Here is a 3,881-nt window from a genome sequence, read left to right as displayed (position 1 = left end):
GTAGGTCCCAAGGGTTGGGCTGTTCGCCCATTAAAGCGGTACGCGAGCTGGGTTTAGAACGTCGTGAGACAGTTCGGTCCCTATCCGCTGCGCGCGTAGGAAGTTTGAGAGGATCTGACCCTAGTACGAGAGGACCGGGTTGGACGAACCTCTGGTGTGTCAGTTGTTCCGCCAGGAGCACCGCTGATTAGCTACGTTCGGGATGGATAACCGCTGAAAGCATCTAAGCGGGAAGCCGGCCTCAAGATGAGACTTCCATGCCTTCGGGCGAGAGGCTCCCAGCCAGACTACTGGGTTGATAGGCCGGATGTGGAAGCGCGGTAACGCGTGAAGCTGACCGGTACTAATAAGCCGATGACTTGATAACACCTCGTTTGTAGGTGCTTGCGTCCACTGAGTGGTTCTCGATGTACGGTCGAGAACCGCATGACAATGACTTTTGTTGTGCAGACTGAAACATCAATAGTGTTTCGGCGGCCATAGCGAGAGGGAAACGCCCGGTCCCATTCCGAACCCGGAAGCTAAGCCTCTCAGCGCCGATGGTACTGCAGGGGCGACCCTGTGGGAGAGTAGGACACCGCCGGACTTCTTTCGAGAAATGGCCACCCAGTGCTGGGTGGCCATTTCTGTTTTCCGGGACATTCTGAAGGAGGGCCGATGGCCGACGAGACACGTGGCGAGCGTTCTGGCTCAGATGATGAGCAGCGCCGCGCGAGCGATCGACGTCAGAACGGACCCCGTCGTGGTTCCGGAGATCGTACGGGCCGCCCTTCAGGTGGCGCGTATCGGTCAGGCGCGTCAGGGACGGGTCGTTCAGACGACAATCGTGCGCGCCCGGCTCGCTCAGACGACGCCTTCAGCGGCCGCCCGCGCCGTGACGGGCAAGAACGCTCTCCCGGCGGGTCGTCGGGACGGCCCCGCTCGTATGACGGTGACCGCCCCCGTCGTAACGGCGCAGATCGTCCGCGCCGTGATGGCGGCGATCGTCCGTATCGCTCCGGCGGTCGGCCGAGCAACGATGATCGTTCCCCCCGGGGAGACAGGCCGTACCGTTCGGGAGATCGGGCGGCGGATCAGGGCGGCTTCCGCGCGGCCGGGGGCACCTCATCCCCTCGCGGTTCCGGTGGAGAACGCGATTCTCGTGCGTACAACGGCGGTGAGCGTCGGAATGGGTTCGGCGGTTCGCGGCCTCCGCGCTCCCAGGACGGACAGGGTGGCTATCGCGGTGCATCCGCACGGGGTGGCGACAGCGGCCGCGTGGGCGGCGCGCCTTCGGGCGGCGGGTACCGCGGTGCGTCGGATCGTGGGGCGGATCGCGGCGGCTACCGAGGCGGGCCCGATCGTGGCGGAGATCGTGGTGGGTACCGCGGCTCGCACGATCGTGCGGCGGATCGCGGCGGTTACCGTCCGTTTGAACGCAACGCCGAGGGTGGCGGATATCGCGGCGGAGTACGCGGCTCGACGGATCGTGGAGCGGATCGCCGCGAATATCGCGGTGCGGACCGGGGTGCTGATCGGGGTGCGGAGCGCGGAGGCTACCGGGGGGACGGGGCATCCGATCGTCGTGCCTCGCGCCCGCCGCAGGACGCCCGCGCTGACCGCCCTGTCGAGCCGTTCGTTCCCGAGGACGTCACCGGACGTGACCTCGACGGCCGCGCCCGCAACGAGCTGAAGACCCTCAGCAAGGAGAACGCTGAGGAGGTCGCCCGCCATCTCGTGATGGCGAGCCGCCTGATCGACGAGGACCCCGAACGAGCGGACGCGCACGCTCAGGCCGCCGTGCGGCGCGCCGGGCGTATCGCGATCGTGCGGCAGACCGCCGGCATCACCGCGTACGCGCGTGGCGAGTTCGCGCTCGCCCTGCGCGAGCTGCGGACCTATCGCCGTATCTCCGGTCGTGACGACTCGATCGCCCTGATCGTCGACAGCGAGCGGGGTATCGGCCGGCCTGACCGTGCGCTCGAGGAGGGTCGGGCGGTCGATGTCTCGACTCTCGATGCCGAGCAGCGCGTAGAACTGGCGATCGCCCTCTCCGGTGCCCGCCTCGACCTTGGACAAGCCGATCGGGCACTGACCGAGCTGGACATTCCCGAGCTCGACCCTGACCGTGCGTTCTCGTACAGCCCCGCGCTGTTCGCGGCGCGGGCCGGAGTGCTCGAGGAGCTCGGCCGTGAGGCCGAGGCATCCGAGTGGTACCGCCGTGCCGAGATCGCGGCGGACGCGATCGACCAGGCCAATGGGTTCGGCGAGGACGAGGAGCTCATCGTCATCTCGGACGACGATGATGAGGACGAGGACGCCCACGACACCGTCGAGAGCGTCGAAGACTCGGCGCACGTGGAGGATCGTGACGCCGACGAGCACGAGACTCTCGACGAGAGCGAGGACGAGGCGCGCGACGAGCTGCGTGCGCCGGCCGAATCCGAGATCGATGAGGCGGACGACGAGCTCGTCGGCGATGAGGCGGATGACGCTCTGCGCGCGCCTGCCCAGCCCGTGGACGACGTCGCAGCGGACGCGGACGACGAGAAGGTCGCCGACTCCTCTGACGACGAGGACGCGCGATGATCTTCGGGCGGAAGGCCGCGGCATCCGCCCCCCTCGACGGGGTGGATGCGGTGCTCGCCGACCTCGACGGTGTGGTGTACGCCGGGCCGCGGGCGATTCCGCACGCCGTCGAGAGCCTCAACGCGGCCGCGGCCTCGGGCCGCCGCCTCGGCTTCATCACCAACAATGCGTCGCGCACCGACGCCACCGTCGCCGCCCACCTGCGCGAGCTGGGCCTGGCCGGCGTGCAGCCGACCGACATCGTCACGAGCCCGCAGGCCGCGATGCGGCTGCTCACCGCGCGCGTGCCCGCGGGGTCGCGCATCCTCGTGATCGGCGGCGATGGGCTCGTCACCGAGGTCGAGAAGGCCGGATTCGCCGTCACCCGCAGCGCCGACGATGCGCCCGCAGCCGTCGTGCAGGGCTTCGCTCCCGAGGTCGGCTGGAAGGATCTCGCCGAAGCCGCCTATGCCCTCGCGACGCCGGAGGAGGAGGGCGGGATCCCCTGGATCGCGACTAACACCGACTGGACGATCCCGCAGGGCCGCGGCATCGCGCCGGGCAACGGCACGCTGGTCTCGGCGGTGCACACGGCCGTCGGCCGGCTCGCGGTCGTCGCCGGAAAGCCGGAGGCGCCGATCTTCCACGAGGCCGTCGCACGCTTCGGGGCGCAGCATCCGCTCTTCATCGGCGACCGACTCGACACCGACATCGCGGGCGCCCAAGCCGCTGACATCGCGTCGGCGCTGGTGCTCACCGGGATCGACCGACCCAAGCACGTGCTCGCCGCGCCCGAGAACTCGCGTCCGACGTTCATCCTCCGCGACCTCCGCGACCTGACGGCGCCCTACCCCGAGACGATCACCTCCGGGGACGTGACGACTGTCGGGAAGGCGAAGGTCGCGATCGACGGTGTCGATCTGCGCGTGATCTCCGCGGGCGACGAGCCGATCGACCTGCTGCGGGCCGGAGCGGCCGCGATCTGGGGGAGCGGGCGCGCGATCTTCGGGTTCCGTGTGCCGGAGGAGCTGTACGCAGATCCGTTCCGCGTGAGCTGAGGCGGCCACGCCGGTCGTTCGCGCCACGGGCGCGGGAGCCCGCCGGTGCGCTGTGCCGACACGTATCCTGGGGGCATGTCGACCGCCGCGCCCGAGCCTTCCGACGCCCGCCCCGACCTCGTCGGCGAGCTCGAGGTGATCGAGCAGCAGCCGCTCGCCGCGCGCGCCGCCGGCTACCAGCACGTGCTCGACGACCTCACCCGCCGGCTCGACGCCGCGCCCGGGGCCTGATGGCCGGGCGCCTCGACGCCGAACTCGCCCGCCGCGGACTCGCCC

At 69.5% G+C, this 3,881-nt stretch carries 4 protein-coding genes and 2 rRNA genes (1 of these 6 running past the window's edge); all 6 read left to right on the top strand.

The window, feature by feature from the left end:
* A 23S ribosomal RNA gene (locus ASG00_RS10235) occupies window positions 1-367 on the top strand (it extends 2,488 nt beyond the left edge of the window).
* Window positions 368-469: 102 nt separating this feature from the next.
* Window positions 470-586, top strand: a 5S ribosomal RNA gene (gene rrf, locus ASG00_RS10230).
* 87 nt (window positions 587-673) lie between these two features.
* On the top strand, window positions 674-1,672 hold the full coding sequence (locus tag ASG00_RS15425; protein WP_162238385.1) for a hypothetical protein: 999 nt from the start codon (window positions 674-676) through the stop codon (window positions 1,670-1,672).
* A 47-nt stretch (window positions 1,673-1,719) separates the two neighbouring features.
* The gene (locus ASG00_RS10220) at window positions 1,720-2,568 is read left to right on the top strand and encodes a hypothetical protein (RefSeq protein WP_056209292.1); all 849 of its coding nucleotides are present in this window, start codon (window positions 1,720-1,722) and stop codon (window positions 2,566-2,568) included.
* Window positions 2,565-3,605 (top strand): HAD-IIA family hydrolase, encoded by a 1,041-nt coding sequence (locus tag ASG00_RS10215; RefSeq protein WP_056209289.1) that lies wholly within the window; start codon window positions 2,565-2,567, stop codon window positions 3,603-3,605. The genes ASG00_RS10220 and ASG00_RS10215 overlap by 4 nt, the downstream gene beginning before the upstream one ends.
* A gap of 75 nt (window positions 3,606-3,680) precedes the next feature.
* The gene (locus ASG00_RS15825) at window positions 3,681-3,836 is read left to right on the top strand and encodes a hypothetical protein (RefSeq protein WP_171006108.1); all 156 of its coding nucleotides are present in this window, start codon (window positions 3,681-3,683) and stop codon (window positions 3,834-3,836) included.
* Window positions 3,837-3,881 lie beyond the last annotated feature (45 nt).

This window comes from Microbacterium sp. Leaf351 (genome assembly GCF_001423825.1).
Taxonomy (GTDB): domain Bacteria; phylum Actinomycetota; class Actinomycetes; order Actinomycetales; family Microbacteriaceae; genus Microbacterium; species Microbacterium ginsengisoli.
Note: the sequence above shows the minus strand (reverse complement) of the source record. Positions and strands in the feature narration are given on the sequence as shown.